Annotated in this window: 30 protein-coding genes; 5 read left to right on the plus strand and 25 right to left on the minus strand. The window is 62.3% G+C overall.

What is annotated here, in order from left to right:
• Positions 1-18: 18 nt before the first annotated feature.
• From PJL15_RS09230 to PJL15_RS09295, 14 genes are all read right to left on the minus strand, one after another.
• The gene (locus PJL15_RS09230) at positions 19-201 is read right to left on the minus strand and encodes a hypothetical protein (protein ID WP_281450850.1); all 183 of its coding nucleotides are present in this window, start codon (positions 199-201) and stop codon (positions 19-21) included.
• Positions 198-1,874: a daptide biosynthesis intramembrane metalloprotease gene (mpaP, locus tag PJL15_RS09235; protein WP_348651483.1), complete on the minus strand. Its 1,677-nt coding sequence runs from the start codon at positions 1,872-1,874 to the stop codon at positions 198-200. Before mpaP ends, PJL15_RS09230 begins: the two co-directional genes overlap by 4 nt.
• Positions 1,871-3,088, minus strand: a complete 1,218-nt coding sequence (locus PJL15_RS09240; protein WP_281450852.1) for a YcaO-like family protein — start codon at positions 3,086-3,088, stop codon at positions 1,871-1,873. Before PJL15_RS09240 ends, mpaP begins: the two co-directional genes overlap by 4 nt.
• Positions 3,085-3,900, minus strand: a complete 816-nt coding sequence (gene mpaM / locus PJL15_RS09245; protein WP_281450853.1) for a daptide-type RiPP biosynthesis methyltransferase — start codon at positions 3,898-3,900, stop codon at positions 3,085-3,087. Before mpaM ends, PJL15_RS09240 begins: the two co-directional genes overlap by 4 nt.
• Before the next feature lie 86 nt (positions 3,901-3,986).
• Positions 3,987-4,112, minus strand: a complete 126-nt coding sequence (locus tag PJL15_RS09250; RefSeq protein WP_281450854.1) for a daptide-type RiPP — start codon at positions 4,110-4,112, stop codon at positions 3,987-3,989.
• A gap of 46 nt (positions 4,113-4,158) precedes the next feature.
• Positions 4,159-4,284 carry a daptide-type RiPP gene (locus PJL15_RS09255; RefSeq protein ID WP_281450855.1) on the minus strand — a complete coding sequence of 42 codons (126 nt, stop codon included), beginning with the start codon at positions 4,282-4,284 and terminating at the stop codon, positions 4,159-4,161.
• A gap of 46 nt (positions 4,285-4,330) precedes the next feature.
• Positions 4,331-4,471: a hypothetical protein gene (locus PJL15_RS09260; RefSeq protein ID WP_281450856.1), complete on the minus strand. Its 141-nt coding sequence runs from the start codon at positions 4,469-4,471 to the stop codon at positions 4,331-4,333.
• Positions 4,472-4,475: 4 nt separating this feature from the next.
• Complete coding sequence (gene mpaC, locus PJL15_RS09265) at positions 4,476-5,678, minus strand: daptide-type RiPP biosynthesis dehydogenase (RefSeq protein WP_281450857.1); 1,203 nt, start codon at positions 5,676-5,678, stop codon at positions 4,476-4,478.
• A complete protein-coding gene (mpaD, locus tag PJL15_RS09270; protein WP_281450858.1) occupies positions 5,675-6,904 on the minus strand; it encodes a daptide-type RiPP biosynthesis aminotransferase in 1,230 nt (409 codons plus the stop codon). Before mpaD ends, mpaC begins: the two co-directional genes overlap by 4 nt.
• Before the next feature lie 35 nt (positions 6,905-6,939).
• The gene (gene mpaB, locus PJL15_RS09275; RefSeq protein ID WP_281450859.1) at positions 6,940-7,956 is read right to left on the minus strand and encodes a daptide biosynthesis RiPP recognition protein; all 1,017 of its coding nucleotides are present in this window, start codon (positions 7,954-7,956) and stop codon (positions 6,940-6,942) included.
• 195 nt (positions 7,957-8,151) lie between these two features.
• Positions 8,152-8,670, minus strand: coding sequence for a hypothetical protein (locus tag PJL15_RS09280; RefSeq protein ID WP_281450860.1), 519 nt, complete (start codon positions 8,668-8,670; stop codon positions 8,152-8,154).
• A 203-nt stretch (positions 8,671-8,873) separates the two neighbouring features.
• Positions 8,874-10,196, minus strand: a complete 1,323-nt coding sequence (locus PJL15_RS09285) for an MFS transporter (RefSeq protein ID WP_281450861.1) — start codon at positions 10,194-10,196, stop codon at positions 8,874-8,876.
• A complete protein-coding gene (locus tag PJL15_RS09290) occupies positions 10,193-11,785 on the minus strand; it encodes an acyl-CoA synthetase (RefSeq protein ID WP_281450862.1) in 1,593 nt (530 codons plus the stop codon). Before PJL15_RS09290 ends, PJL15_RS09285 begins: the two co-directional genes overlap by 4 nt.
• 17 nt (positions 11,786-11,802) lie before the next feature.
• Positions 11,803-12,567: an enoyl-CoA hydratase/isomerase family protein gene (locus PJL15_RS09295; RefSeq protein WP_281450863.1), complete on the minus strand. Its 765-nt coding sequence runs from the start codon at positions 12,565-12,567 to the stop codon at positions 11,803-11,805.
• Positions 12,568-12,682: 115 nt separating this feature from the next.
• On the opposite strand from PJL15_RS09295, the gene PJL15_RS09300 reads away from it, so the two are divergent.
• Positions 12,683-13,576, plus strand: coding sequence for a LysR substrate-binding domain-containing protein (locus PJL15_RS09300; protein WP_281450864.1), 894 nt, complete (start codon positions 12,683-12,685; stop codon positions 13,574-13,576).
• 116 nt (positions 13,577-13,692) lie between these two features.
• Positions 13,693-13,983 (plus strand): DUF4190 domain-containing protein, encoded by a 291-nt coding sequence (locus PJL15_RS09305; protein WP_281450865.1) that lies wholly within the window; start codon positions 13,693-13,695, stop codon positions 13,981-13,983.
• Positions 13,984-14,007: 24 nt separating this feature from the next.
• On the opposite strand, the gene PJL15_RS09310 is transcribed toward PJL15_RS09305, so the two are convergent.
• Positions 14,008-14,814: a hypothetical protein gene (locus PJL15_RS09310; protein WP_281450866.1), complete on the minus strand. Its 807-nt coding sequence runs from the start codon at positions 14,812-14,814 to the stop codon at positions 14,008-14,010.
• Between the two features lie 56 nt (positions 14,815-14,870).
• Positions 14,871-15,083, minus strand: coding sequence for a hypothetical protein (locus PJL15_RS09315; RefSeq protein WP_281450867.1), 213 nt, complete (start codon positions 15,081-15,083; stop codon positions 14,871-14,873).
• A 446-nt stretch (positions 15,084-15,529) separates the two neighbouring features.
• Between PJL15_RS09315 and PJL15_RS09320 the strand changes: the two genes are divergently transcribed.
• Together PJL15_RS09320 and PJL15_RS09325 are read left to right on the plus strand one after the other, a co-directional pair.
• Entirely contained in the window at positions 15,530-15,970 is a 441-nt protein-coding gene (locus PJL15_RS09320; RefSeq protein WP_281450868.1) for a hypothetical protein, read from the plus strand.
• 167 nt (positions 15,971-16,137) lie between these two features.
• Entirely contained in the window at positions 16,138-16,857 is a 720-nt protein-coding gene (locus PJL15_RS09325) for a hypothetical protein (RefSeq protein ID WP_281450869.1), read from the plus strand.
• A 70-nt stretch (positions 16,858-16,927) separates the two neighbouring features.
• Here PJL15_RS09325 and PJL15_RS09330 read toward each other — a convergent pair whose 3' ends face one another.
• Both PJL15_RS09330 and PJL15_RS09335 read right to left on the minus strand, forming a co-directional pair.
• Positions 16,928-17,611 (minus strand): type 1 glutamine amidotransferase domain-containing protein, encoded by a 684-nt coding sequence (locus tag PJL15_RS09330; protein ID WP_281450870.1) that lies wholly within the window; start codon positions 17,609-17,611, stop codon positions 16,928-16,930.
• A gap of 33 nt (positions 17,612-17,644) precedes the next feature.
• Positions 17,645-18,241 (minus strand): TetR/AcrR family transcriptional regulator, encoded by a 597-nt coding sequence (locus tag PJL15_RS09335; RefSeq protein WP_281450871.1) that lies wholly within the window; start codon positions 18,239-18,241, stop codon positions 17,645-17,647.
• Positions 18,242-18,340: 99 nt separating this feature from the next.
• On the opposite strand from PJL15_RS09335, the gene PJL15_RS09340 reads away from it, so the two are divergent.
• Positions 18,341-19,288 carry an NAD-dependent epimerase/dehydratase family protein gene (locus tag PJL15_RS09340; RefSeq protein ID WP_281450872.1) on the plus strand — a complete coding sequence of 316 codons (948 nt, stop codon included), beginning with the start codon at positions 18,341-18,343 and terminating at the stop codon, positions 19,286-19,288.
• Between the two features lie 5 nt (positions 19,289-19,293).
• Here PJL15_RS09340 and PJL15_RS09345 read toward each other — a convergent pair whose 3' ends face one another.
• The 7 genes from PJL15_RS09345 to PJL15_RS09375 form a co-directional block, all read right to left on the minus strand.
• The gene (locus tag PJL15_RS09345; RefSeq protein WP_281450873.1) at positions 19,294-20,487 is read right to left on the minus strand and encodes a Gfo/Idh/MocA family protein; all 1,194 of its coding nucleotides are present in this window, start codon (positions 20,485-20,487) and stop codon (positions 19,294-19,296) included.
• Entirely contained in the window at positions 20,484-21,233 is a 750-nt protein-coding gene (locus PJL15_RS09350) for a ThuA domain-containing protein (RefSeq protein ID WP_281450874.1), read from the minus strand. Before PJL15_RS09350 ends, PJL15_RS09345 begins: the two co-directional genes overlap by 4 nt.
• The gene (locus tag PJL15_RS09355; RefSeq protein ID WP_281450875.1) at positions 21,234-22,337 is read right to left on the minus strand and encodes a Gfo/Idh/MocA family protein; all 1,104 of its coding nucleotides are present in this window, start codon (positions 22,335-22,337) and stop codon (positions 21,234-21,236) included.
• 38 nt (positions 22,338-22,375) lie between these two features.
• Positions 22,376-23,275, minus strand: a complete 900-nt coding sequence (locus tag PJL15_RS09360; protein ID WP_281450876.1) for a carbohydrate ABC transporter permease — start codon at positions 23,273-23,275, stop codon at positions 22,376-22,378.
• Positions 23,272-24,213 (minus strand): carbohydrate ABC transporter permease, encoded by a 942-nt coding sequence (locus tag PJL15_RS09365; RefSeq protein WP_281450877.1) that lies wholly within the window; start codon positions 24,211-24,213, stop codon positions 23,272-23,274. The genes PJL15_RS09360 and PJL15_RS09365 overlap by 4 nt, the downstream gene beginning before the upstream one ends.
• Before the next feature lie 2 nt (positions 24,214-24,215).
• A complete protein-coding gene (locus tag PJL15_RS09370) occupies positions 24,216-25,523 on the minus strand; it encodes an ABC transporter substrate-binding protein (RefSeq protein WP_281450878.1) in 1,308 nt (435 codons plus the stop codon).
• Positions 25,524-25,728: 205 nt separating this feature from the next.
• The gene (locus PJL15_RS09375; RefSeq protein ID WP_281450879.1) at positions 25,729-26,724 is read right to left on the minus strand and encodes a LacI family DNA-binding transcriptional regulator; all 996 of its coding nucleotides are present in this window, start codon (positions 26,722-26,724) and stop codon (positions 25,729-25,731) included.
• Positions 26,725-26,958: the final 234 nt, after the last annotated feature.

Consider the following 26,958-nt stretch of genomic DNA (forward strand, 5'->3'; position numbering starts at 1 on the left):
CAAAGCGGACCGTGGCAACTAGCCGCGGTCCGCTTTGCGTTCCCGCATGGACCGCCAGAATGCCAGGCAGGCAGCGACAGCGCAGATGACGCCGCTGACAACCGGCCACACGGATTCGCTGCCGCCGGACGTGAAAACGTAGACCGAATAGAAGCCCAGGATCAGTGCCAGCATCAGCCAGACGAGGAACCGTTGATTCATGGTGTGTGTCCTTCACTAGGGGTTGTTGGGGTCGCGTTGCGATCCGGCAGGAGCGGGGAGGTGGTCACCGAGGTCCACAGCCACTCCACCAAACGCATTGCTTTGCTGCTTGTCACTTCGGCGCGGCCAGCTGCCGGGAGCGGCCCGCCCGTCTGGAGGTCGGCGTCGTAGGCAATGACCGTTAGGTTCACACCCGCGAGGGTGACCGGCACTAGTGCCTCCAGGGGAGCTTTGACTTCCGACGGCGGCAGGGAGCCGAGGGTGGCCAGGCCCAGTTGCCGGTGGATCACCATGCCCTGCGTCTGGAGGGACACCCGATCGCCTTCGTTAGGGGCGAAGTCCGTGGAACCTTCGACCGCGACGAGGTGGACCCGACCGTCGATGACTACGTAGCCCATCACTTGCGTTGGTGTCACGGGAACAAGCCAAAGTGCACCGATGACCGCGGCCACACCAAGGATTCCCGCCAATGCACGCCGCCCCGGAGTGCTGCCGTTTCGTCCGGCTTTTCGGAAGAACCGGACAACACTTCTGATCGCCAGCACCGTCAAAAGCCCGAGCACCAAAGCAACCACCAGATACCCCGTGAAACCCAGTTGCAGGAAGACGGGAAGCAGCCGCTGGAAACCGATGACCATAAAGGCGACACCGGCGGCGAAACTTGCCGCACCGAACCACGGAAGAAGACCATGCTGTCGAGGAGCCGGACGGGTGCCAAGCAGGTGATGTCTGAGCAATTCCGCAGCCGCGTCCAGGGACTTGCGACGGAGGTGGGGAGTGTCCAGCGCGGCCATCAGAGCTACGTAGCCGTCCAATTTGATGAAAGGAAAGAGGTTGAGGACTGCCACCGCAAAGCACAGAACGCCGTACAAAAGGGTTCCGTCCTTCAACGCCGACGGCCCCAGGAATCCCTGCCCGCACAAGGCGATACTTCCGAGCGCGAGGTGGACAAGCGGGCCGGCCAAGGCCACCATCACCCGTTGCTTCCTGGATGCCAACCGCCACCCATCGGTGACGTCGCAAAAGAACGCCGGCGACAGGTAGAACAGCATGATTCCAATGCGCCGAGGCTTCCCACCGCAATAGGCCAGGGCCGCTCCATGCCCGATTTCGTGGAGCAGCGTCGAGGCGAACAGCGCCGCAGCCACGCCGAGGTAGGCCCCCAACGGCAGCGGCGTCGAGAACACCCGAACGACGTCCTGGCCTGACAACAACAAACTGATGATTCCCCACAGCAGCACTGCAGCCGCCACAGCCAAGGACTCCCGACGCAGCAAGAACCCCACCAACGCCCGGAGGGAAGCCAGCAGTCTGGCGGGATCGAACAGCGTCAGTTGGACCGTCAACGGAGCCCGAAACTGTATCCACCCGGCCTCCGTGCGGCGAGTCCCGGCGTCGAAAATTCCGGTGGAGGCGAGCTGGTCAACGACGCCGGTGACCTCCGCAACCGTCCAGGGCGCCCCGAGCTGTTCCGCTACGCGCCGGGCATCCTTGTGCCCGTCCAGTGCCATGAGGACCGCAGCCACGTCAGGGGAAATACGCGCTTTGGGCACCCCGTTTGAGGCGACAATCCAAGGACTGCCCTCCTGCATGGGCTGGTCTACAGAAGCAAACGGAGCCAATCGCACCGGCCACTCGGGGGCTTGGATCCCCCGCTTCCTGGTTGCCGTCATATCAGCGGATGCGGGAACGGATTGGAGGAGACAAATCCCGGCCGCGAGAGGGACAAGCCCTTGGATTCGTCCATAGTCAGCTGAACGGCGCCGGGGCAGATGACTTTGCCCGATACCCAACCCAGCTCCCTGATAGCCAGAGGCAACCTGTGCGTAAGGTTCACCCAATGGCACCCGATCTCCTGGCGGGCAAAGTACTTCAGCAGATCCTCAACGTCGGGTACCGGCTGTGGCTCTGGAATCGCGGCGAGCGGAAAAATAGCCACCCAGTCCTGCAGCCCGGCAACGGCCGGTGCGGTGCTCCAAAAATCGGCCCGCGAGCTGTCATCGGTAACGGATGCCCCGACGTCAAAGGCGGAGGCTTCCCGCGACAGGAACAACTCCCTGATTTGAAGTCCTTCCTGCAACGCTCCGAGCAGCGCGGTCACGGGATCGGGCGAGGCTTTGAGGCCCACAGCGCCAAACGGAGTAGCCCCAGTGGCACCAATGACGATGCATACCGCCGTTAGCAGTGGGGAGCCTTCGGCCGGAATGAAAGCCAGGGTGTGGTTCACTCCCGCTGCCCGCGCCGCCTCCACCAAGACGCCGAGGCTTTGGGATTTTGCTGCCACCGGTAAATCATCAATGTCCACGCGGTGGAGCGGTGCGGCCGCATGCCAGGCCGCCAGGAAAGCATCCCTTTCCATCACTTCCGCCAGGCCTGCCCTTTGAGCGAAAGCCTCGGTCGGTCCCGATGCTGCACCATTCGGCGAAGCATCGAAGAACCGCTCCCACGGCTCAGGCCCGACGCCCAGGTAGTCAGACACCGGTTGGTAGTCAACCACAGGCCCCGGAACATGTGATTCTTTTCCGGACAGGAGATCTACTGCCCTGTACCAAGGAAAGTCGCACGCCAGAGCCGAAGCCCGCCCCAGCCCACCGGTCACAAAGTCGACACGCCGCTCTGCGTCATCGGGCGCCAGAAGATGTTCGGGGTCAGCTGGTGACGGCACCAACGCGAACCGCTCCACAGCCTCGCCGGCACCCCGGACCAGGGAGCCGCGCCGCCTTACATCAAAGGCTCCGACGGCGGATGCGAACCCCTCACCGCTGGAGCCGGCGTTGGCAAGAACCGCCACAGTCCGCCAGAGTCCCGTCTCGTTGGGCGGATAGACCGTCGCTTCTGAAACGAGCCCAGCCGCAGGATCGAGAGTCCGTACAGGATCGACGCTCATGCCCCGCACACCCAAAGCTCAATGTCGTTCAGCCCCACGGCCTGTGCAGGAATCCGCACGGGCTGCCGTTCCAGGATGCTGAGTCCTTCGCCCACGAGTTCCTCCTCTATCAGGGCGTTCCCCACGAAGGCGACGTCACTGGAGTAGGCGGAGGACCGGTAGGTACCGCCCTCGTTGAAGCTCACGTGGATCATGGTGACGTGCCTGGCGCCGTTCATGGGATCGCGGCTTTCGGCGGTGATGAGGAATGCATCCTCCCCAAGCGCTGAGATGGTGGTGGCGCCGTCGTCGGATGCTGTTCCCTGGCTGTCCGCGTTCAGGACGGTCAGCAGGAAGCGGCCGTCAGGTGCGAGGTTGTGGCGCACTCGTCGGAACAGTTGTCGCCGGTCATCGCGGCCCAGAAGGGTGACCGAGCTGGCCCCGAGAACAACGCAACCGAACCCGCCGTCGAGCTCGAAGCGGGACATGTCGGCGTTCACCAGCCCAACGTCAACCTTGCGCGGGTTGAACTTGGAGGTGCTTACCCTGCCGCGCAGAAGCTCCAGCATTTCCGGGGACGAATCGACCGCAGTCAGAGGACGCCCCAAGGCCAGCAGGGCGCGGGTAATTCGCCCGGACCCCGCGGCCAGTTCCAGGATGGGGCCGGTGGTCTTGCGGGCAGCCGCTTGGATCTCCGGGAGTTCGGTGAGGTCGTCGGCGGTGATCCGGTCGTAGAGACGCGAACCCGATGTGCTGTAGAGGTCCTCGGGCGGGTCCAAGTGCCCGAGGACGCGCAGGATGGCGTCAACGGTCTTGTCAGGTGCAGGGTTCATCAGCTTGTCCTTGGGAGGGTGGTTGGGAGGAGCGCACGCGGGCAGTCGAAGTAGGTGACCACCCGCGTGCACTGGCAGGGTGGCGCTTAGGTAGCCGCGATTCCGACGACGATGCCGGCGATGATGATTACGTCACCAACGCGGATGTACCACGGCGTATCATCCGGGGTGTCGAGGTTTTCAAGCTCTTCGATGGCCAGTTGAGGTCCCATTGCTGTCTCCTTTCACTGATAGTTCCTGCGGGGATGCTGCCGTGTTTTAGGTGATGCTCACGGCAATGAGTCCAAGGGCTACTCCTTGGGAGACCCCGATGAACCAGTTGTTGAAGTCCGGGGTATCCATGGACTCAATCTCCTGAATGGAGAGGTTGAGCTGTTTCTGCATGCGCGTTCACCCCCCTTCATTGCTGCTGGAATGTTGGGGCTCGGCCTCAGGTGATGGAGACGGCGATGCCCACCAGGGCCAGGCCCACGGTGATCCCGTGGATCCGTTCGCTCCAGTCGTCCGGTACGGCAATGCTCTCGAGTTCCTGGATGTTCAGATCCAGCGTCTTGGGTGCAGCGTTGATCATGTGCTCACCTCCTTTCCCTTGCTGATCGGGGTGTTCCCTCGGGCAAGTCGTTCCGGGTGGCGCAGCTCAGGACGTGCATGACATCGCCCAGGCTGAGTCCCTTCAACATTGGAAGGACGCCGCCCCAATTTCGCAGCGAGGCAGCGGCCACGTCGCGGACTGTTTCCTCGGTGCATCCCGTGAGCCGGGGAATGCCCCACTCGTCGATGAGTTGGGCCACGCCCCGCGCAGGATCCGGGTACAGGTGGGGCAGTCCAAGGGTGGCCTCGAACCAGAGCTTGTCCAGCCTGCTGGCGTCGCCCCAGGTAACGTTCCCGTTCCCGACTTCCTGCCACACCGGCGCGATCAATGACGCCGTCGCGGTCATCTTGCGCGCTCCCGTCAGGTAGGCCAGCTCGTTGGCCACGTACCAGTGCTTGGCGCCGTAGGGGTTGCGGCCGATGAGCGACCAACCAGTGTGGGTCTCCATACTGAGCCGGGCCGCCTCCAACCGCTTTTCCGGCGAGTCACGGCGCCTCACGTCCTCGCCGAGCCGGACGATCCTGGCCACGAGTCGGTAGGCGTCGTTGTCGAACATGTTGGCGCTGCTGCCGGTTATCACGCCGGCCACCCGGAGGAACGCTTCCAGCAAGCCTTCGAGGACCAGCCCCTGCGGCAAGGTGGCGAGGTGGCCGGCGTCGAGCACTGCAACGTCACCGGCCAGCTGTGGCGACGCCAGCAGACGGCGTCCGACGCCGGTGTCCAGGCACGCTACGGCGCTCACTTCGGCGCTGGTTCCCACCGTTGTTGGAAGCAGGACGGTTTTGGGGCGTTTGCTGGAATGCGGCACCGGAGGCAGCACCAGAAGGCCCGAACGGTTGGCGTTGCGTTCGACGAAGATCGCCAGGCTGGGGTCGCCGACGAACATGGCCCCAAGCTTCACCGCGTCCAGGACGGAGCCGCCGCCAAGGCCCACCACCGTGTCCAGCCGATGCTGTTGGATGAACTCGGCCACCGCGCGGACGGTTCCCGGATTGACTGGGGTGGCGTCCAGCTCAAGGACCTGCACTCCTTTGAGATCGCCGTTCAGAAGCCGGTCCCGGTGGACGTCCAGGGAGGCATCAGTTATGAGTCCCACCCGGCCGCGGACCACGGAGCCCACGTATTTGGCCGTCATGCCGGGCCCAAGGATCACGCACCGGGTCTTCCACGTTCTGTCCGCGATCATGCGAACACCCCGTCATTGTGGGCTTCCTTGAGGCCCTGTGTGATGGCGGCGCGGAGTTCCTGAAAATTCTCATCGGTGTACGTCAGGGCTGGCAGGAGCTGGATTCGTCCTGGCCCTGGCTGCACGATGGCTCCGGCTTGGTGGATGCGCTTGACCACAGCCAAGGTGGCGTTGGGCGAGAGTGCCAGCCTGTTTTCCGAGTGGAGTTTGATGCCCCGCATGCAGCCCCGGCCGGTTGAGTCACCAATGCCCGGGATCTGTTTCAGTTGGCGGATCAGGCTGTCCAAACCGGCGGAGACACTGCTGGTGAGGTTTAGGTGGTCTAGCCGCTTCATCTCCCGGATGGTGGCCAGGATCGCTGCGCACGTGGATGGGGTACCTGCTTGTGTCTCGCCGTGCACGAAAACGGATTCCGTGGTGTCAAAGATGTCCGTGATCCGTTGGGCTACCAGGAGGGCGGCGCAAGCACTGGTCCCGTTGGTGAGGCCTTTCGATGTGACGACGACATCCGGGGCTTGAGCCCACTCATCGGAGACAAACCAGGAACTGACGCGGCCGAAACCCGTGGCCACCTCGTCGGCGACCAGCAGGAAGCCGTGCTCCTTTCGTTGTTTCAGTACTTCCGCCAGGAAATCTTCGTGTACTGCGTCAGCACCCGAACCGAGAACCGGTTCAATGACGACGGCGGCGACCCGATGGCCTTCGCGACGCATCAGGTTCTTCAGCTCGGCAGCTTGGTCCTGGAAACCGATGTGGCGGATGTTGCGGGAATCGATGCCATAAACTGCTTGGCCAAGATCATCCCCACTGAGCGCTTGGCTGCCGTAGGTGAGGCCGTGGTAGCTGCCTTTCAGGCCGACGATCAGCTTCCGTTCGGGTTGTCCATTCAGGGCAGAATACTGGCGTGCCAGCTTCATCACGGCATCGTTGGCAGCACTTCCCGACGTGGAGAAAATCACCCGGTGGTAGGGGTGTGCGGGCAAGGCGAGGAGAGCCTCCGCTGCCTCTATGGCCTTCCGGTGCGCGGTGCGGAACATCGGCAGATAGGACGCTTCACGCAGCTGCGACTCCACTGCTTCGGCAATGGCCTTGTTGCCGAAGCCGAGATTGGCGTTCCAGAGGCCGCTCTTCGCGCACAGCCGGCGTTGGCCGTCCTCAAAGGTGACGTGGACGCCGTCGGCGTTTACTGCGGTGTGGCTCTCCCGGTTGAAATCGTGCTGGGTCACCAGAGGAACCCAAACAGGCAGGTGCCCGCCGCCCATCACAGAGCCCCAAGAAGGTCGATGCCCAGCCGGTCGAATTGCGCTATCACGGCACGGGCAGAGACCCCGGCGTCGGCTGGCGAAACGCCCAAAGTCTGAGCAGCAACACCGGCTGCCGCCTCAACGTCCCGCAGGTTCGAGAATGCTTCCACGAGGGTCGCGACGTCGGCACCAACCTTGAAAACCCTGCCGGTTCCGGTGTCCAGAAGCCGGAACTCACCCTGGCGCTCAAGGATGAACGGAGCTCTGGGGAGCGGCAGACTGTGGGACTCTCCTGCGCCGTAAAGGCTGAGTCCGAAACCTACCAGCCGTGTGTCCTCCCGCTGCTCCCTGAGGACGAATTTCCAGGCATCAAGCGCTGCGAGATAGCGCGGAATCCAAGGGCGCTGGTTGAGGCCCATCCGGACCATGGAGGCGTCGCACACCGAGGCAATCACAGATTCGGGTGCGAGCGGGACTGCTTTGAGGCGGACGTCATGCAACGGATCTCCCACTCGCCCGATCACCGTGCCGTAGGGGCCATTGAGCACCGTCCCATCCGCAGCAATGTGCACTCGCGTCAAGGATCTGTTCACGCTGCCGAATCCGGCAAGGAAACCACGCTCGGCCAGAACCGCATTGACCTCAGTGAGCTGCCGGACGAAATGCCCTGAGCGGCGTGCTTCCTCTGCGTCGGCGAAGAACGCTTCCCAGTCGTCCTGGCCAGCAAGCCTTACGACGGTTGCGCCCACTAGGTTGATGAACGGGACGGCCACATAGTCCTGGATCTCCAGGCTCAGGGTCCCGTCCACCAGGACTTCCTCCCCTGGTTCATCAAAGGTGCCCTTGACGGAGACAATCGCCGGATCGTCAGCATCACCGTCCACCACCAGCACCACGGAACCGTCGCCAGCCAGGGTCTTGGCGTACTCGGTATGGGCATGGTTTTCCACGAACACCGTGTGGCCAGGAATCCGGGCCGCTATGCCGGTGACCCACTGATCCACGGCTGCGGCCACGGTCTGCTGATGATTCAACGCCAAAGTGCCAACCCCCAATAGTTGTGCCTGTTCACTGGACGAGCCCTCAGCGGGGTTCGTTCTTGAGATGGACACTATGGGCGCGGATGAGGCCCACGATCGGAAAAATCCGAATTAGGTGGCGAATCGGGGCAAAATAGGTGGTGAAAACGCAGAACTAGGTGGTGACCCGGGTCGGCATAGGTGGTGGGTTCAGTGCCCGATCATCTCCAGGCATCCCCCGTCCATGATGCTGCCGCCGGCGGCAACCGAGACCTCACCCGCCAGCGGCACGACGCCGTAGAGGCAGCCGCCGCTGGGAACCGAAACGCCGAATCTCAGGCCGTTGCCGCCGTCGTCCGTTTGTACTTCCTTGAGGTCCAAGGCCGCGAAGGCTCCTTTGACCTCGTCTGCGGTGACGGGCCGTGCGAGCGCTTCGAGTGCATCCTTCGCGGGCGCAACATGCTGGTTGAGCAACGCCTGCATCTCAGGGCCAAGCTTTCGCCTCTGCCGATACATTTCGTTCGCAGCCATGGCGGCGTCGCCGTCGTATTGGACACAATTGCCGCCTTGCGGTTCCGTGCCTGTGATGGGGCAGGCCGCGGTTGGAGTGGGGCTCGCGGGCGTCGTGGCTGGTGGACTTGCGGCCGGGGGAACGCCGCAGCCCGTCAGGGCAGTAATTACGACGGCGGTAATCGCCAGGGCTGTCATCGGTGCGTTGGTTTTCCCCATCCAAGGGACGATACGGGATATCAACTTATTTATCGATCGAATTGCGTAACCAAGGTTGGCCGCTGGAGCTTGGCGGCATGTTTGTAGGAGCGCGGCGACCTTTGCCGCGTTAGATCTGGTCACGGACGCCTGATCGGACCGCGAGGGCCCCAGCCACTCAGTGTGCAAAGCTGAGCGACCGGGGCGTTTATCTCGAAGTGAAACTACAGAACCGTGGTCCGCGACAGCGACAGGTCCTTGGTTTCCCGGAAGAACAGGACCACCACCACTGCGGAGACGAGGGCCATGCCCATCAGGTAAAAGGCCGGAGCCAGCGGCGTCCCAAAACCAGCCACCAATCCAGTTGCCACAAACGGAGCCGTCCCGCCGAAGAGAACGTAAGCCAAGGTGTAGCCAATGGCGGATCCCGAAGCCCGGACCGATGATGGGAACATCTCCACCAGCGCCGGCACATTCGAAGTTCCAATCACAGCAACCAAAGCTCCCAGAACACTGGTTCCCAGGATCGCGAACCCCAGGCCCAGCGGCATGATGGAGAACGCCGGGATGGTCATCACCACAAAGCCAACACAGGCCACCAGCAGCATCCGCTTACGCCCATAACGGTCGCTGGCCCGCGCAGCCAAAGGGCAGACCGCTGTGTACACCAGCATCGTGATCACGCTCGTGAGCATCGATTCGGCCGAGGAATACCCAAGGCTCGACGTCATGTACGCGATCATGTAACTGCTCATCAGGTAATACGCGATCGCGTTCGTGATGCTGTAGCCGAACAAGGTGAAGATCTGGCGAGTACAAAGGCGAATCGCATCTCCCAGTGGCCTCTTCGCCAACTTGCCCTTATTTTCGAGGCCGCGGAACACCGGGGTGTCGTCCACGCGCGAACGAATGTACAAGCCGATCAAACCCAGGGGCGCAGCCAGCAGAAACGGGATTCGCCAACCCCAGGCTTGGAGATCGGGCGTGCTCAGTGTGGAGGTGATGGCAACGCCCAATAGCGCGCCTGCCACTGAGGCAAGTCCGACCGTGGCCGGGATGATGCTCGCATAGGTTGCCCGCTTGCCTTCCGGCGCATACTCAACAATGAACGCAGAGGACCCCGTGTACTCACCACCGGTAGTGAAACCCTGAACCGCACGGAACACGAACAGCAGGATCGGAGCCCAAACACCGATCACCGCGAAAGTCGGCAAGACACCGATGCAGAAGGTAGCCGCGCTCATGATCACCACGCACAGGCCAAGCATCTTGTTGCGACCAATCCGGTCACCGTAACGTCCAAAGAAAGCCGCCCCGAGCGGCCTGGCAATGAAGCCGCCGGCGAAGATCGCCCACACGGCCAGAAGTGACGCCGTCGTGGAGTAATCCGGGAAGAAGAGCTTCGCGATGGTCACGGACATGACCGCATAAGCCGCGGAGTCGAACCATTCGACGAAGTTTCCGACGGCGGCTGCCGCGGCTACGCGCTTGAGGCTCCTGCGAGGGGAAGACTCGGTTTCAGCGACTTTCTCGGTCATCGTATTCATGATTGTTGTCCTTCGGGGCGGGGAGAGGCTACAACGTGTGGAAGTTCGCGGAGCTGGGCCCGCTGGACTTTTCCGGTGGCCGACTTCGGCAGCGCGGAAACATATTCAATGAATCGTGGGTAGGCGAAGCGGGAGAAGTTCTCCTTGACGTGCGCCACGATGGTCTCGCTCAGTTCCGCTCCCCCAGCGTGACCGGGCGTCAGTTCGATCCAGGCTTTGATTGACTGGCCGCGGAGCTCGTCGGGCACGCCGGTGACGGATACGTCCCTGACGGGATCGAGTTCGCGGATGACTGCCTCCAGCTCATACGGCCCAACACGGTAGCCCGAGGTTTTGATGACGTCGTCGGTCCTCCCCAGGAACCAGAAGTAGCCGTCATCGTCGGTGTAGGCCTGGTCCTTCGTGTGGTACCAACCGCCTCCGAACGCGGCGGCTGATGCGTCCGGCATGTTCCAGTATCCCAAGGGAAATTGCGGGTTGGAGTGCGCACGGAGACAGATCTCGCCGGTTTCACCCGCGGCTACTTCCTGCTCGTTTTCGTCCAGCAGGCGGACGTCCCAGCCGGGAAGCGGCTTGCCCATCGAACCGGGCTTAACAGGCACGTCGGGGTAGTTCCCCAGCAGCGGGTAGGACTCAGTGGAACCGTAATAGTCCAGCAGCGTCACCCCGAACTGCTCGTGGAACCAGGTGATGAGGTCAGCAGTCAGCGGCTCATTGGATGAACAAACTGTCCGCAGGTGAAGCGGGAAGCGAGCACCGGCGTCGGGCACGTCTTCGCGCATCTTGCGCAGGAAAGTCGGGTTGACCAGCGCGCTGGTGACGTGGTGCCGGCTCATACTGTCCAGCAGGGCTGCCGGATCGAAGCCGCCGCTGGGCCGGAAGACCAGGTGCGTGGCGCCGAGCCGGAGTGGTCCCATGAGCTTGGCCAACGACCACGCCCAATCCCCCGCACCATAGAACACATCCCCGTCGCCGATCTGGTGGCAGTACTCGAACTCGTTGTGGCCCAGGAGGGTCCGGTGCGCGTGGACGATTCCCTTGGCCCGGCCCGTGGTGCCCGAGGTGTAGAAGATGAGCGCGGGGTCGTCGGCCTTGGTTTCCACGTCCTTGAATTCGGTGCCCGCTTCCATGATTGCGGGCCCGTCGATGTCAATGAACGTGCCTTCGTAGTCCCCGAAAAGGTGCTTCGCGGACTCCTCAGCGATGATCGCTGACGCACTGCTGTCCTCCAGCCGGAAGCGGATCGGCTCCGCGGCCCAGAGCAGGGACATGGTGACCAGGATGGCGCCGATCCGGAGCACGCCGAGGTACGCGGCCGGGGTGTCGGAGCGTTGAGGCAGCAACACTGCGACGCGGTCACCCTTCTTGATGCCGGCCTTTTGCAGGGTTGCTGCGATCTGCCGGGAACGGTCCTGGACCTCGCCCCAGCTCACCTCCCGTTGTCCCTCGACGGCGGACTCCAGGATGAGCGCGCGCTTGTCCCTTGGGTGCCGATCGGCGACGTCGACGGCCATGTTGTAGAGCTCCGGAACCTCCCAGCGGTGGCCGTTCCGCAGTTCGGTGTAGCGGTCTTGGGTTGCGGTTTTCACTTTGGTGTCCTGTCCCTTCAGCGGCGACCGGCGAGGAAGCGGGCCATCTCACGCTGCGGTTCGCCGGTACCGTAAGCCTCGCGGTGCACGCGCTTGGCTTCTGCCATGGCGTCGCTGAGGTCGTCATCTTCCAAACTGCGCAGACGGTTCTTAGTCAGGCGGACCGCGCCCGGAGGAAGGAGGCTCAAGCGTGCGGCGAGGTCCTTGGCGTAAGCCAGCACGCCGCCGTCGTCCGCCAAGTAGTTGAGAAGGCCGAGTCGCTGAGCCTCGGCAGCGTCCACCAGTTCGCCGGTAAGGACGAATTGGGAGGTCTTGGACTTGCCGAGGATGCTCCACATGGCCCAGATGCCGGTGATGCTGGGGATGCCCGAGAGGACTTCGGGCTGGCCCATGCGGACTTTGGAGTCGCCGACGCGAAGGTCGGCGAGGAGCGAGTACTGGAAACCGGAGCCGGCGGCGACACCGTTCACTGCAGCGATGGTGATTTGGTCGAGGTTACGGACGGCTCGATAGAGGCGATCGAAACCGTCGATCCACGCCTCGGCGGACTCGTGATCCTCGGGGTTCATGGACGCGGTCTCGGCAAGATCCTGCCCGGCGCAGAACGCGCGGCCGCTGCCTGTAAGGATGACTGTGCGGACGTCGTCGTTGCCTTTGAGGCCTTCCAAATAGTCGATGAGTTCGCTGCGCATGGCCTCGGTCCAGGCGTTGAGTTTCTCCGGGCGGTTGAGGGTGATGATGGCGGTGGGGCCAGTCTGTTCGAAGAGGACGTCCTGGGACATTGGGGAGCTTCCTTTGGTTCGTTGGGCTTCTTGGTTCCCATCTGACCACCCACGAATGTGACCCGTCTAACATCAATATCTACTCGTCTTGATACCAAACTGGTATGGTGCGGCGATGGACCTCCACCATCTCAAGTACTTTGTGGTGCTCTCCGAGGAGCTGCATTTCGGGCGTGCGGCCCAGCGTTTGCACATGGCCCAACCACCGCTCTCGCAACGGATCAAAGACCTGGAGAAAGAGCTCGGTGTGCAGCTGTTTCATCGGCGGCGCACCGGCGTCGAGCTGTCTGAAGCCGGCGCTTTGCTGCTGGAGCACGCCCGTGGGGTGCTGGATCACGTGGCGATGGCGCAGGAATCGATGCGGCGGATCCGGCCTGGCGCTTCGGGCATCCTGCAAGTAGCGGTGCCGCCCGACACGAACCCCGTGGCGTTGTCCACTATGGTTTCTTCCTTCGCGTCGTCTGCGCCCGACGTTCTGCTGAACCTGCACGAGCTCACCACAGTTGAGCAGGTTGAGCGCCTGCGCGACGGCGAACTGGACGTCGCGGTGGTCCGTCACCCTTTGAGCAGCGTGGGTTTCGAGTCAGGGGCTTTGTATTCGCGGGCGCTCGGAGTGGTGCTGAATGCGTCCCATCCGTTGGCTTCCTCGGATACCGTGCGGCTGGGCGATCTGGCAGGGAGCCCCTTGATCATCTTCCCGCGCCATATGGCACCGACGTTGTACGACTCATTCCTGCATACCTGCCGGGATGCCGGGTACTTGCCTGCGGCGATTGTGCACGCGAGGAATCAGCACTTCACGCACGGGCTGATCATGGCCGGTCGTGGGGTGCACTTCAATGAGGAGCCGTGGACGCCGTTGCCTTCGGGAATTGTCTGGCGGCCGTTGGTTGGCGATCCCTTGGCCTGGCGGACGTCGGCGTTGTGGTTGAAGAGCCGACGATCAGCGGAGACGGATGCTTTTGTGGCTGCTGTGGGTGCGGGGCTGGAAGCGGGCGGCCATGGGTGAGTTTTGCTGCGGCGGGGTCACATTGATCGTTTGCTTTCTCCGGCAACTAATCCCTTGTCAGCGCCGACTTTGTGACTAAACTCAATTGACACTTACGAAATGGGGAAACTGTGAGTATGTCATCTACGTCGGCACCGCTGACCAGCACCAGGTTTAATAAACTGGCTGTCGTTGCAGTTATCCTGGGCGCCGTCGCCTTTTCCGGCTTATGGTTCTTTGGCCTCGGGATTCTTGCCACTTTTGCCGTCGGGGCCGGACACGTCTCGTTGAATCAGATCCGTCAAAAGAATGAGAGGGGTCGCACCGTGGCAATGCTGGCCCTCGTACTTGGCTATGGACTTGCCACCTGGGCCCTGCTCAACGTGCTCACGTATATCCCTGTTGCTCTGCAGCAAATGGCCCAGTAACCCAGCCCGAACCCGCGTTTACGTTTAGTCCACGAGATCGAAGAACGCAGAGAGCTGCTCGATGGTGAACTGGTTCCGTAGCCGGCAGGCACTATTTTGGTTTGCGAACATACCCTGTTTCCAGAACGCCTGCTCTCGTGATTTCGTTGACTGCCAATCAACCGGAACTATGTACTCTGCCGACTCCTCGGTGTCCCCGCCCTCCAAGTGCTTGTAACCGCCCCGGAGCGGAAGATCTGCCAGAGGGGTAGACGCGCCATTGTGTTGCACCTCGGCCCGCTCAAACGGCATTGCTTCGCCTGTGACTGTTCCCACGCCTACGTATCCACGCTTGGGGATGCAGACAAATACCCGAGCACCGATGGGCAGGGCTTTCAAAGTGCGTGAAAACCATTCACCCCCACCGGCGGAGACAAACCCATACTGGGCGGCGTCATCCCACGAGCGTCCGTCGGGATACTCACCGAAGGACACGTACCAGTCATAGCCATTCCAGGGCTCGCGAGATTTACTCACCTTGGATGAGGCCCCAGAGACGACTTGCGCTTCCTGGTCCACGAGCCAGGTACGCGCGAGGTAGGAACTACCCCGATCCTCGAAGTGGCGGAAGAACACGACGTTCACAGGCACACCGAAATTCTCGTTGAGGAAGCGAACTATCCGCTCTGTGGCAGGATCGACACTTGCCGCCACTATTGTGAAAATTTGGGCAGCATTTAGGTCTTCCGGTGGGGCTTCTCCGAACTCTCCGGCGAAGGCCTCTTCAAAGGCGACTCCTGGGCGGTAGTTGCTAAAAATCGCTACGATGTCCGCGCGGCTAAGGCCCGCCACCCATGATCCATAGTCGAGAGTCTGGGCAACAACATCGCGCGGGGTGCGATCTCGTTTCAGCTCCAGGATGTGAACGACACCTTCCCATCAATGGCGAGAAGATCAATGAAGCCGCCGTAGCCTGTCGGCACCTGTCGGCCAATAAGGAGCAACCGTTGGCCCAACAGGGCGGGGTCAGCTTCTATATACCCCTCCAGTTGCGACTCCAGCCCGACGCCCGAGGGGGAAAGACGCATCAGCTCCTTGCCATCGGCTCGCCAAAGGCCCATTTCCAACACCATTTTGACCCCCTGCTCCGCATGAATGATTTTATTCTTCTACATCGGCCGCGGTCACGGGACGCCACTTCCAAAAGTCTGACCGTTCACTCAGGGGATGGTTCAGCCGTCCTCAGAGCGTGCAGCCCTCTTCAACTCAGCAATTCGAAGCCTTAAGAAGATAATGGCCAAGACCAAGGCATACACCACCAGGACGGCAACCGCGATCACAAAGACAGCGTATAGAATCCCGATAATTCCGAAGGTCGGATTTAAATTCATTGCTCCCCCAAAAAAAGTTGTTGGACCCCATGCTACGCAGAGTATTGCCGATTCTCATGGACGCGGAAGATGTGCCAGATTCGCAACGGTGGCGTAGGAACGGCCGTGACATACAATCGCGGTAACGGCGAAGCAAAGCGCCGAAATTCCGGCACCGCTATGGGGAAGAGGTCAGGATGTTCGGTTGGAACAAGCAGAAGCTCAACAATCTGATGGAGCAGCTCCGGCCCGACTTGAGTCGGGAGTCGCTCGGCGTCGGGCCCAATTTCCCGGGTGTCGCCCCGAATCCGCTCCTGAGCAGTGACGCACGGAAGCGCAACGCGGAACTGCGCAATGGGACGCTGGCGCTCGGCGTTCTCGTCGACTGGCGGGAGGTCAACAGCAACCCGCGGGTGGTCCTGATACTCGACGTGGAGACCGCCGACGGCATCTCGTTCCGCGGTATCGCCGACGAAAGCCTCACGATCACAGCTCTCACCCGGCTCGCTCCCGGACAGACGATGCCGGTGCGCTACCGGCCGGCCGTCATGGACCACTACGTCGCCCTTGCCACGGACGCGAGCCCCGCCCAGATACAGCAGCTTTCTGACTTGATCGCGAGCCGCAAGCAGACCTGACCTCTTCCTTGGAGTCAGTCCATTGACTCGCGCTCCTTTTCGTACGGAAAAACGACAACCTGAACATCGTCCTCGTACCCAGCCAGCCCGGGCCGCCTGCCAACGACCGATAGTGTTATCTCATCTGGGAATCACCCAGCTGTAAGTAGACCCAATGGGGGAATGAAGTGAAGAAGTTTGCGCTGCAGAGCGTCGGAATATCGGCGCTGGTAGTGATGGCACTGACCGGATGTGGTGGGTCAACGGGCACCACTGCTGCGTCGCCGGAGGCTACGGCGACGCCTACGCCCACCGCCGCCAAGCAGTACACCAACGACGAACTCGTTGAACTGGTCAAGCAGATCAAGCCGAAGTCCGGCAAGGAATTGACCGTGGCTTCGAGCGAGGAACTCGCCCAAGAGAATCCCATGAAGGCGCTCATGAGCATGTTCACTATCGAACCGGCTGAGTGCAAGGACCTTGCAACGCTGGGCGGAAGTGAGACCCTCGCCGGTTCGACCACGGCTGCGGGCGCAGATCTGGATGCTGAATCAGGGGTCATGACAATGGTGACGCTGACGTCCGGACTGGATAAGCAGAAGCTCCAGGACAGCATCGATAAGAGCGGTGTCCAGGCAGAGAAATGCTCGAAGATGACGCTGTCCATGTCCGGCCAATCGATGAACGTCTCCACGGAGAAGTTCGACGGCATCAACACAGTGCCCGGAACGGTGGCCTACAAGACCGAAATGTCCACAGCCAGCGGCGCGGCACAAACCACCTACATGGCTTACGCCATCAAGGAGGGTGTGCTGATTTCCGCTACGGCGTCCGGCAAGGGCGCTGACGCCAACGGCGTTGCCACGGCGAGCGACCTCATGGAGCAGGCCGCAGCCCTGATCAAGTAGCAGTCCCGCCCGCTCAGGGCCGCGACCCTCAAGGGTCGCGGCCCTAATGCTGCAATCACCGCCAGACGCTTTAGAGAAGTTCTGCAACCTTCCGCGCCGTTTCCTTGGCCGATCCAGGATTTTGCCCGGTGACCAGTTTCCCGTCCGCAATGGCGTACGAGATGAAGGGGAGCCTGGCCTTCTCATAGAGCGCCCCTCGCTTCTTCATCTCCTCTTCGGCGTTATACGGCACAAGCTTGTCCACCCGGGCAAGGACTTCTTCCTGCCACGCGAAGCCGGTTACCTTGCGGCCCTCCACCAGGAGGCTGCCGTCTGACAGCCTGGTGTTGAGGAGGCCGCAATATCCATGGCAGACCGACGACACGATGCCACCCTGTTCCCAGATTTCGCGTGTGATCCGCTGCAGGCCCTCACTGTCGGGGAAGTCGTACATCACCGCATGCCCCCCGGTGAAGTAAATGGCGTCGTAATCCCTGGAATCGATTCCTTCGGGACTGGCGGAGTTCGCAAGAAGAACCATGCGTTCCGGGTCCGCATGCCAGGCCTTGGAAGCTTTGTCATAGCTGGGGAACTTCAGCGATCGAGGTTCCAAAGGGACCGCCCCGCCCTGCGGGCTGACGATGGCTTGCTCGAAACCATGTTCCTCAAACACCTCCCACGCGTGAACCAGTTCGGAGAGCCAGAGGCCGGTGGGGTGGGATGGGTCGTTGTAGTGGCTGACGTTGGTGACGACGTGGAGGATGCGTTTGGTCATTCTGGTTCTCCTTCGTGGTGGCCGGGCAGGGACTTAGCTGGCCGTCGTCTTGTTGTCGTTGAGTGCGAAGATCGCCCCGACCGCCAACTTCACGCGGGCTGCAACGTCGTCGTTGCTTTGGGGTCGCAGTTTGCCGTCCAGGTGCAGGAACGCCAAGCCGTGCGCCATGCTCCACAGAGCGACCGAAAGACCTGAATTGCCTGGGAAAAGGCGCTCGAACACCTCGTTCAACATCCCATGGAGTTGCCCGGCCGCTTGAACACGTTCACTGTCGGCCTCGTCGCATTCGTTGCCGAACATCAACCGGAAGACGGCCGGCCGCCTCAAGGCGAATGCCACATAGGCCACTCCGAGAGCCGCGATCACCTCCTCGGGTGCCGCAGCCTCGGGCAACTCACCCGAGGCAGTTTCCAGGTCTGCCAGAAGGTCCCGGAAACCCTCCACTGCAACAGCATTGTCGAGAGCCTCCCGGTCAGCGAAATGCCGATAAGGCGCAGTCGGAGACACCCCCGCGCGGCGGGCCACGGCTCGCAGGGAGAACGGCTCCCCCGCTTCCAGGCTCTCGACGGCGGCGGCAACCAGTGCCGCACGAAGGTCACCGTGATGATAGGGCTTTACTGATGTTGACACTGCTAACTTCGCCTCCTACGCTGATGTAAGCAGTGTACACATGGCGCACTGACAGATCCACGCCGACGCACTAAGGCGCGCACGAAACCGAGGTTGAAAATGCAGACAATATTGGGCGCCAACGGCCAGATCGCGATCGAACTGGCCAAAGAGCTACACCGCGCTTACACCAAGGACCTGCGGCTTGTCAGCCGGAACCCCCGCAAGGTCAACGAGTCGGACTCCCTTGTCACAGCGGATATACTCGACGCCGGACAGACGGCTTCTGCGGTCAAGGACAGCAATATTGTCTACTTCACCGCCGGGCTCCCGGCGAGCACGGAACTTTGGGAAGCACAATTTCCCACCATGCTCCGCAACGCACTGGAAGCATCAAGGGCTGCCGGCGCCAAGTTCGTCTACTTCGACAACACCTACATGTACCCCCAGGACGATCGCATCCAGACCGAAAACACGCCTTTCGCTCCCATGGGGCGTAAGGGAAAAGTCCGTGCGGACATGGCAGCCATGGTGCTGGAGGAAATGGCCAGGGGCGATATCCCTGTCCTCCTCGCCCGGGCTCCCGAGTTCTACGGACCGGGCCGCACGCAGAGCTTCACCAATGCGCTGCTCATCGATCGCTTGAAGAAAGGCAAGAAACCCTTCGTGCCCGTGCGGGACGACCGCGAAAGGACACTGATTTGGACACCGGACGCCAGCCGGGCTCTCGCTCTTCTAGGCAACACGCCAGACGCTTTCGGGCAGACATGGCACCTCCCGGTCGATGCGGAGCCGCTGACCTACCGGCAGTTCGCCACTATGGCCAGCGAGGCATTCGGACAGGACGGCGGCTACACAGTCGTTCCACGATGGATCCTTAACGCCGCAGGCCTGTTCTCAGCCCAGGTGCGGGAGCTGCGGGAACTTCTTCCGCGCTACAAACACCACAACCGCTTCAGCTCTACGAAATTCACCTCACGCTTTCCTGAGTTCGCGGTAACTTCCCCTCGGGACGGCCTGGCAATCATCCGCCGCGAGGCCGATTCGTCGCAGCCGGATCCACACTAAAGACGTCAGGCCAACGCCCGCTCGCCCTGGATCCGGGCGGGTATGGCAACCGCAACCTCCGTCACCACGCTCCTGTTCCGCGCCGACTCCTCGACGGCGGCCAGCACCCGCTGGACCTGCAGCCCGTCATCGAACGACGGCGACGGCGCCTCGCCGGAGCGAACGGCGAGTAGGAAGTCGCGAACCTGATGCGTGAACGTGTGCTCCCAGCCGATGATGTGCCCCTGTGGCCACCACGCCGCAGTGTAAGGATGCTCGGGCTCGTTCACCAGGATCCGCCGGAAGCCCTGCTCCCGCACCGGAAGCGTTGCGTCCAGGAAACCGAGTTCATTCAGGTTCTCCAGATCAAACGTCAAAGACCCCAGCGATCCATAGATCTCAATCTTCAGAGAGTTCTTCTGCCCCGTGGCCACTCGTGACGCTTCCACCGACGCGCTGAGGCCGCCGGTCATCCCTAAAGTCGCCCACGCGGCGTCGTCGACTGTCACCTTCTCCAGCCCAGCGGCACCGGGGCGTTCGGTGACAAAGGTCCGCAGCGTCCCCGTCACCTCGGTGACGGTTTGGCCCGTGAGGTGCTGGACCTGGTCGATGGCGTGCGAAGCGATGTCGCCAAGCGCCCCAGACCCGGCGGTTTCCTTGCGGAGCCGCCAACTCATGGGGGTTTCGACGTCGGACAGCCAGTCCTGCAGGTACGCGGCACGGACGTGCCGGACAGTTCCCAAACGGCCCTCCGCAATCAATTCACGCGCCAAGACGAGCGCCGGGACGCGGCGGTAGTTGAACCCGACCATCGACTGCACCCCCTGGTCACGCGCCGAAGCCGCTGCTGAAGCCATCAACTCAGCCTCGCCCAGGGTGTTGGCCAGCGGTTTCTCCACCAGAACGTGCTTGCCCGCCTCAAGCGCCGCAACTGCGATCTCCGCGTGCATCCATCCCGGAGCGCAGATGTCCACGATGTCGATGTCGTCCCGCGTGATCACGGACCGCCAATCGGTGGCGGATTCGGCCCAGCCGTACTTCCTCGCGGCAGATGCCACCGCTACGGCGTCCCGGCCAACAAGAACCTTCTGCTCGAAGGCCGGGACGTCGAAGAAGCTGGCCACATTCCGCCACGCGTTGGAGTGGGCCTTACCCATGAAGGCGTAACCGATCGCGGCTACACCCAACGGACGGCCGGCGGGCTGAGGGATAGCGGTCATCGTGCCTCGAACCAACCCCGGGCAGGATTGGAAACCTCCGGCGCTTCGCGGAAGACGCCGGGCTGGGCCACCCAACCCACACCGTTGGCGATGACCTTCTGGATCTGCGCCTGGTGGTACACCGGGTATTCCTGGTCGCCGGGGCTGAAGTAGAAGATCCGGCCCTTGCCGCGCGAGAACGTCACGCCTGAACGGAACACCTCTCCCCCGGAAAATGAGCTGATGAAGATCAGGTCATCGGGCTCCGGAATGTCGAACAGTTCCCCGTACATTTCCTGCTGCGGAATCACGATCGGGCTTTCAATACCCGCCGCGATCGGGTGCGACGGCTTGACCGTCCACACCAACTCCCTCTCGCCTTCGTTGCGCCACTTCAGCGAGCACGTGGTCCCCAGCAAGCGAGTAAAGATCTTGGCGAAGTGCCCCGAGTGGAGGACCACCAACCCCATGCCACCGAGCACATGCCGCTGCACCCGCTCAACCACTTCGTCAGAGACTTCCTCATGCGCAATATGGCCCCACCAGAGCAGCACGTCGGTCTGCGCCAGGACCTCTTCGGACAGGCCGTGCTCCGGATCAGCCAAAGTAGCTGTGGTGATCTCAGAGTCCGGGTAGAAGCCGCGCAGCCCTGCGGCGATGGCGCCGTGGATCCCTTCGGGGTACATCTCGCCGATGGTTGCGGGCTCGTTCCGGGCCTCGTGGACGCCTTCGTTCCAGACAACAATCTTCAATTTCGTATCAGTCATTTAGAGCACCACTTCACGTTGTTCAAGGGCGGATTTGTAGCAAGCATCGAGCACCAGGGCACGGCTCAGGGCGAGCGAGCCATCGTGGCTTCCCCACACGGTCTCACCGCCGCGGACGGCGGCAACAAAGTCGTCGACGACGGCCTGGTGGGCTCGCCCGGGTTCGGCCACCACCTCGAAGTCGGCGTTTTCGCCGTCCTTCTCGGTGAAGACGTGAACGTCCGCTACCGGGTTCTCGGAGGCGCCGACCGAGCGCAAGTCCGCACCGCCGTCGGTCCCGTAAACGGTGAAGTCCATCAGGTCCCGCTCGTCGCGGTACGTGGCCCATCCGGCTTCCAGGATCAGCGTCCCGCCGCCTTCCAAGCGGATGAACGCAGAGGCGAAGTCTTCCACTTCAAACTTGTGGCTCGCGCTTGAGGCCGTGTAGCGGGCGTTGCCGCCGAGCCCGCGCGGGCCAAGTTCGGAGTGGGTCGACGCCGAGACGGCCAGGACTTTCGGCTCGCCGAGGAGGTGCAGCGAGTAATCCAGGACGTGCACCCCGATGTCAGCCAACGGTCCGCCGCCGGCGAGCGCCGGGTTGGTGAACCAGCTGCCGAGCATCGGAATGCCCTGCCTCCTCAGCCACGACGCCTTGGCGTAGTACGGACGGCCCAGCGTGCCGGCGTCGATCACTTCCTTGAGCGCCTGGATGTCCCCGCGGCGGCGGTGGTTGAACGCGACGTCGAGAACGCGCCCCGCCTTGCGGGCGGCGTCCACCATTTGTTGACCTTCGACGGCGTTGCGCGCCAACGGCTTTTCGCTCAGCACATGGAGGCCTCGCTCAAGCGAAGCAACCGCGATGGGCGCGTGCAGGAAGGTCGGCACGGCGACGCTGACGGCGTCGAGGTCTTCGAGCTCGATCATGTCCTCCCAGCGGGCGAACGCGTGCGGGATGCTGAACTCCTCCTTCAACTGGGCAAGGAGGTCAGCTTCCATACCGGCGACGGCGACAATCTCGACGCCGTCGATGTTGCTGTACGCCTTGAGGTGCTGCTGGCCGGCCCAACCGATGCCCACAACTCCCACCTTGAGGGTTGTGGACGGGGCCTGCTGCTGAATGCTCACGTTGGTTCCTGTTCTTTCTGGGGTTACTAGGTTTGGGGTTAGCCCTTGACCGCACCGGCCGTCATGCCCGAAACGATGCGTTTCTGGCACAGCAGCACGAGGATCACGAGCGGGACGGTGATGATCACCGACGCGGCGCTTATGGTGCCGAGGGGTTGGTCGAACTCGCTGGTTCCGCTGAAGAACGCAATCGCGACAGGCACAGGTCGGGCTTCCGGCGAGGTGGTCAGCGTGACGGCCAGGAGGAATTCGTTCCAGACCGAGATGAACACCAGGATCGCGGTCGTCGCCAGGCCGGGAACCGCCAGCGGAAGGATGACTTTGCGGAACGCGGTGAACGGCGTAGCGCCATCCATGTACGCGGATTCCTCGAGCTCCCGCGGGATCTCTTTGAAGAACGACGTCAGCGTGTAGATCGCCAGCGGCAATGCGAACGTCAGCTTCGGGATGATGAGGCCAAGCAAGGTGTCGTACAGCCCGATTTCGCGCCAGATGGAGAACATCGGGGCAGCAATCGCGATGGCCGGGAACGTGGTCACCGAGAGGATCAGCGTCAGGATCATCGCCTTGCGGCGCATCTTCAGCCTGGCCAGCGCATAAGCGGCGAAGGACGCGAACACCAGCGCCACTGTTGTAGTTACGACGGCGATAATCACCGAGTTGCGCAAGGCCAGGAGGAACTCGGGGTTCTGGAAGACCACGGCGTAGTTTTCAAGGGTCGGCTGGCTCGGGAAGAGCTCGCCTTGGGACAGGCTCGCGCCCTTCTTAAGGGACGTGTTGACCAGCCAGTAGAACGGGATGAGCGAGAAGCCCATGACGGCCACCACGAACACCCACACCAAGGGGTGCAGTTTCGATTCCCCACGCAAGCGACGCTTCGGCGCCTTGCCCGCGGTGGCGAGTGCCGGCGTCGTGCGTTCTGCAGTCAGCGTGCTCATTGTTCCTCCTTCGCGACGTCGCGGATGTTGCCGCCGGCGAAGCGGACATAGATGACCGAGACCACCATGACGGTGAGGAAGGTCAGGATGGACAGCGCCGACCCTTCGCCCACCAGCCGGTTTTCGCGCAGTTGGGTGTAGGCGAGCATGGACATGGACTCGGTGCCGTTGGCGCCGCGGGTGAGGACGAACGGCAGGTCGAAGACGCGGAGGGCATCCATGGTGCGGAAGATCGCGGCGAGGACGATTGCTGGACGCAGGAGCGGCAGAGTGATGTTCACGAAGGTCTGCCATTTGCTGGCGCCGTCGAGTTCCGCGGCCTCGTACGTTTCGGCGGAGATGACCTGCAGGCCGGCCAGGATGATGAGCGCCGCGAACGGTGTAGTCTTCCAGACGTCGGCCATGACGATCACGGCCATCGCGTAGCCATGCTCGCCGAGCCAGACGACGTCGCCGCCCGGAAGCCCCAGGGTGGAGAGGACGTTGGTGACCAGGCCCATGTTGGGCTGGAACATCGTTTGCCAGGTGATGGCGCTGACCACGGTGATGATCGCGTACGGCAGCAGAACCACGGTGCGCAGGACCGCGCGGCCCTTGAATGCGAGGTTGAGCAGCAAGGCCATAGCTGTGCCGAGGATGAGTTCCAGGGTGACCGAGAGGCCTGCGAAGAGGAACGTCTGGCCGAACGCCGCCCACCACTCTCGGCTTGCGAGGGCGTTGATGTAGTTTTCCAGGCCGACAAAACGGGACAGGCCGGCGGTACGGACGCTGTACTGGTTCAGGGAAAGCCAGATCGCGTAGCCAATGGGGACTGCTGCGACCAGCGCCATGATGACCAGTGACGGGGCGGTCATGCGGAACGCGAGCTTGCGTTCGGCGCGATCGCGGCCGCTTGTCTTCGCTGGGCCGCGGCTTGGCGAGATTGTTCTGGTGGCCATGGTTAGAAGCTCGCCTTGGCGGTGGTGATTTCGTCAGCCATCTTCTTCACGGCGTCCTCGGTGGAGGTGGTGCCGGAGAGGACGGCGTAGACGTTCTTGTAGATCGCCTGCGAGATCTGCGGGTAGACCGGGGAGATCGGGCGCGGCTTGGCACCCTTCACCGAGGCGAGGAGTTCCGTGGCAAACGGCATCTTCTGCAGTACCGCGGCGTCAGAGTAGGCAGCTTCGTTGACCGGGGCCTGCGAGTAGTCCATGGCCACGTGCTTCTGCCACTCCGGGGTGGTGGCGAAGTCGATGAACGCGACAGCCCCGGCCTGGTTGGTGGAGTGGGCCGAGATCGCGAGGTTCCAGCCGCCGAGCACGCCGGAGGCCTTGCCGCCTTCCCATGCCGGCAGGGGCGCCACGCCGAAGCTGGACGCCAGCGGTGTCGCGTTCAGCAACCGGTACACGTGCGGCCAGTTGCGCTGGTATCCGAAGTCGCCGGATTCGTAGGCGAGGCGGGCCGGATCCTCGTTGTAGGTGAGGACGGCGCGGTCGGCTGAGCCGTTCTTCAGGCCGTCGCTCATGAAGTTGAGGACCTCGCGGGTTTCCTTGGAGTCGATTTTGACCTCGCCCTGGTCGTTGAGGACTTCGCCGCCTGCGCTGTAGAGCATTTCGAGGAAGTTCACCGTGAGGCCCTCGTACTGCTTGCCCTGGTAGACGTAGCCGTCGCCGGGAGCTTTGGCGGCTTCTGCGTAGAGCTGCTGCCAGGTCTCGGGCTTGGCTACTTTGTCCTTCTGGTAGTAGATCAATCCAGCGTTGGTGAAGAACGGCGAGGCCCAGTACTTGTCCTGGTACTTGGTGGTCTCCACAGTGGAGGGAATGAGCCGGTCCTTGTTGGCTTCCACCAGCTTGGTCTGGTCCAGCAGCCAGCCCTGGGAGGCGAACTCCGAGGTCCAGATGACGTCCGTGAGGAAGAGGTCGCACTCGGTGGACTTGCCCTCGAGCCGCTGCACGATCTGCGTCCGGGCTTCATCCGTGGTGGCGCCGATCTCGGTGTACTTGGCCGTGACCTTGCCGTTTGCCTTGGTGAACGCTTCCGCCGTGCCCTTGTAGATGCCGCTCGCGTCCTTGACGCCGCAGATGTTCACGGCGCCGCTGGCATTAGCGCCCGACGCCGGATCGGCAGCTGCCGCTTGTTCGGCACCTTGGGGTGCTGCTCCCCCGCCGCATGCGCTGAGGAGGAGGGCTGTGGCTATGGCGGTCGCTGCGAGGGCTTTGCGGTTTGTTGCTTTGTTCTGGAGCGGAGAAGCAGGTCGGTTCAAGTCCACGAGTGGCTCCTTTGGTGACTGTGGGGATGGGTGGCGTTCAGTGCGCGTTTTTTGGCTGTCCCGCGTTCTGAAGGTGGCTTCTTTGCCGGTATTTCTTGCGATCTATGGAATCGATTCCAAATGTGTTCCAAAAAAATCGGCCTCATGGCCGTGGAATCGATTCCAAAGTAGTTTGTCAGTGGTGACTCGGGGCTGTCAACCCTTTTTATTTGGTGGAGTCTCTGATGACGAGTTCGTGCGGAAGGAAGGTCCGGCCCTTGCGATGGGAGCCCTCGACGGTCATCCGTTCGAGGAGTTCAGCGAAGGCTACGCGCCCCATTTCGTAGGCCGGCTGCCGGACCGTGGTCAGCTCCGGGACGCACATTTCTGCTTGGGCAGAGTCATCGAAACCTGCGACTGCGACGTCGTTTGGTACACGTAGGCCGGCGTCCGTGAGCTCGCGGACACACCCTGCGGCGACTACGTCGGTCCCGCAGAAGACGGCGTCCGGAAGGTCTTTTCCTTCGAGGAGCTTCTTGGCGAGGCTACGGCCAGCATGGAATCCGAAATTGCCTTCACCAAGCAGGACCTGATCTGATTCCAAGCCCGCTTCCGCGAGTGCCTGGCGAAAGCCTTCCTCACGCAGCCGGCCTGAGCGGGCACCCCTGTGGGCGAGCATGGCCAGCTTCTTGGCGCCCGTGTCGATTAGGTGTTTGGTGATGTCGTAGGCGGCCTGACGGTCATCGATGGACACTCCAAATGCCGCCTCGGCGTCGACGATTTCACAGACCTGAATGACGCTGAGTTGCTCCGCGACTGTGTTGACGTCCTCGTCCGGCATGGTTGGGGAGAAGATCACCAGCCCGTCCACGGACCCGTTTCGGAGCATGTCGACGAGTTGCTGTTCGCGGTCACGGTCTCCGTCGGTGGCTGCGATAAGGCTGACGTAGCCGTTGTCTGCGGCCGCGTCTCCGACGCCTCGGAAGACTTCGCTGATGACCAGGGAGTCCAGGTTTTTGGCAAGGGCGAGCACGCGCATGGTTCTGTCTCTACGGAGATCCCTCGCCGAAGCAAGAGGGCGGTAGCTGAGCTCCTTGATGGCGGCGTTGACCTTCTCCTTGGCCGAGGCGCTGACCGCCGAGCTCCCGTTCAAGACACGCGACACCGTCCCTACGGACACACCCGCAGTCCTGGCGACATCCTGAACTGTCGCTCGAGCCATTCGTTTGTCCTTCCGCGAGCAGTGAGATGGTCCTTGCGGCCGCGTCACTGCCGTGCCCACTCTAGCGACTTCCGGCTCCGGGAGCCATTGGTGATGCGCGCAGATATCATTACGTGAAAGCACATACTCTGCATTCCGGGCCCGTCTCTTATTGCTGCATTCCTATTCAATCGAAACGTGCTCCATCCAATCATTCAGTCAATTGGGCCGTCCGCGGTCAATGTACCGGAGTAA

Origin of the sequence: Paenarthrobacter nitroguajacolicus, from assembly GCF_029952445.1 — a bacterium.
Taxonomy (GTDB): domain Bacteria; phylum Actinomycetota; class Actinomycetes; order Actinomycetales; family Micrococcaceae; genus Arthrobacter; species Arthrobacter nitroguajacolicus_B.

Bases quoted from the DNA above. Each gene is read 5' to 3' on its own strand.
- PJL15_RS09330 (WP_281450870.1), bottom strand. From the start codon at position 17,611: ATGACCAAACGCATCCTCCACGTCGTCACCAACGTCAGCCACTACAAC.
- PJL15_RS09365 (WP_281450877.1), bottom strand. From the start codon at position 24,213: ATGGCCACCAGAACAATCTCGCCAAGCCGCGGCCCAGCGAAGACAAGC.
- PJL15_RS09285 (WP_281450861.1), bottom strand. From the start codon at position 10,196: ATGAATACGATGACCGAGAAAGTCGCTGAAACCGAGTCTTCCCCTCGC.
- PJL15_RS09295 (WP_281450863.1), bottom strand. From the start codon at position 12,567: ATGTCCCAGGACGTCCTCTTCGAACAGACTGGCCCCACCGCCATCATC.
- PJL15_RS09315 (WP_281450867.1), bottom strand. From the start codon at position 15,083: ATGGGCCTTTGGCGAGCCGATGGCAAGGAGCTGATGCGTCTTTCCCCC.
- PJL15_RS09340 (WP_281450872.1), top strand. From the start codon at position 18,341: ATGCAGACAATATTGGGCGCCAACGGCCAGATCGCGATCGAACTGGCC.
- PJL15_RS09250 (WP_281450854.1), bottom strand. From the start codon at position 4,112: ATGGGACCTCAACTGGCCATCGAAGAGCTTGAAAACCTCGACACCCCG.
- PJL15_RS09280 (WP_281450860.1), bottom strand. From the start codon at position 8,670: ATGGGGAAAACCAACGCACCGATGACAGCCCTGGCGATTACCGCCGTC.
- PJL15_RS09240 (WP_281450852.1), bottom strand. From the start codon at position 3,088: ATGAGCGTCGATCCTGTACGGACTCTCGATCCTGCGGCTGGGCTCGTT.
- PJL15_RS09255 (WP_281450855.1), bottom strand. From the start codon at position 4,284: ATGCAGAAACAGCTCAACCTCTCCATTCAGGAGATTGAGTCCATGGAT.
- PJL15_RS09300 (WP_281450864.1), top strand. From the start codon at position 12,683: ATGGACCTCCACCATCTCAAGTACTTTGTGGTGCTCTCCGAGGAGCTG.
- PJL15_RS09320 (WP_281450868.1), top strand. From the start codon at position 15,530: ATGTTCGGTTGGAACAAGCAGAAGCTCAACAATCTGATGGAGCAGCTC.
- PJL15_RS09230 (WP_281450850.1), bottom strand. From the start codon at position 201: ATGAATCAACGGTTCCTCGTCTGGCTGATGCTGGCACTGATCCTGGGC.
- PJL15_RS09260 (WP_281450856.1), bottom strand. From the start codon at position 4,471: ATGATCAACGCTGCACCCAAGACGCTGGATCTGAACATCCAGGAACTC.
- mpaP (WP_348651483.1), bottom strand. From the start codon at position 1,874: ATGACGGCAACCAGGAAGCGGGGGATCCAAGCCCCCGAGTGGCCGGTG.
- PJL15_RS09345 (WP_281450873.1), bottom strand. From the start codon at position 20,487: ATGACCGCTATCCCTCAGCCCGCCGGCCGTCCGTTGGGTGTAGCCGCG.
- PJL15_RS09360 (WP_281450876.1), bottom strand. From the start codon at position 23,275: ATGAGCACGCTGACTGCAGAACGCACGACGCCGGCACTCGCCACCGCG.
- PJL15_RS09305 (WP_281450865.1), top strand. From the start codon at position 13,693: ATGTCATCTACGTCGGCACCGCTGACCAGCACCAGGTTTAATAAACTG.
- PJL15_RS09350 (WP_281450874.1), bottom strand. From the start codon at position 21,233: ATGACTGATACGAAATTGAAGATTGTTGTCTGGAACGAAGGCGTCCAC.
- PJL15_RS09375 (WP_281450879.1), bottom strand. From the start codon at position 26,724: ATGGCTCGAGCGACAGTTCAGGATGTCGCCAGGACTGCGGGTGTGTCC.
- mpaM (WP_281450853.1), bottom strand. From the start codon at position 3,900: ATGAACCCTGCACCTGACAAGACCGTTGACGCCATCCTGCGCGTCCTC.
- mpaC (WP_281450857.1), bottom strand. From the start codon at position 5,678: ATGATCGCGGACAGAACGTGGAAGACCCGGTGCGTGATCCTTGGGCCC.